This is a genomic window from Pseudomonas sp. KB_15 (genome assembly GCF_052114525.1).
Lineage (GTDB): Bacteria > Pseudomonadota > Gammaproteobacteria > Pseudomonadales > Pseudomonadaceae > Aquipseudomonas.
On sequence record NZ_JBFREX010000109.1, the window covers coordinates 1 to 689 of the forward strand.

At 67.9% G+C, this 689-nt stretch carries 1 pseudogene; it reads right to left on the bottom strand.

Annotated elements, in window-relative coordinates:
- Positions 1-689, bottom strand: a pseudogene (locus AB4Z35_RS29910) (acetyl-CoA C-acetyltransferase); the annotation flags it as partial.

Genomic DNA, 689 nt, shown 5'->3' on the forward strand with positions numbered 1-689 from the left:
CCGATCAGCGTGGTCATGATGCGCGCGCCCGAGGCGCCGATCGGATGGCCCAGCGCGCAGGCGCCGCCGTGGATGTTGACCTTGTCGCGCGGAATCTTGAGGTCGTGCATGGCCGCCATCGGCACCACGGCGAAGGCCTCGTTGATCTCGAACAGGTCCACGCTGTCGGTGGTCCAGTCCAGCTTGCGGTAGAGCTTGGCGATGGCTTCCACGGGCGCCGTGGTGAACCAGCCCGGCGCCTGCGCGTGCGAGGTATGGCCGAGCATGCGCGCCAGCGGCTGCAGGCCGAGCGACTTCGCGGTCGACTCGCGCATCATCACCAGCGCGGCGGCGCCGTCGTTGATCGACGATGACGAGGCCGCCGTGATCGTGCCGTCCTTGGCGAAGGCCGGCTTCAGCGACGGGATCTTGTCCACCTTGATGCGGCGCGGGCCTTCATCGGTGTCGATCACCGTGTCGCCGCCCTTGCCCGACACCGTGACCGGCGTGATTTCCCAGCGGAAGGCGCCGCTCTCGGTGGCCTGCTGGGCGCGGCGCACGGACTCCATCGCGAATTCGTCCTGCTGGGCGCGGGTGAACGCGTACTTGGCGGCGCAGTCCTCGCCGAAGGTGCCCATCGCGCGGCCCCCGCCTTTTTCGTCACGAGAGTAGGCATCTTCCAGGCCATCGAGCATCATGTGGTCATAGAT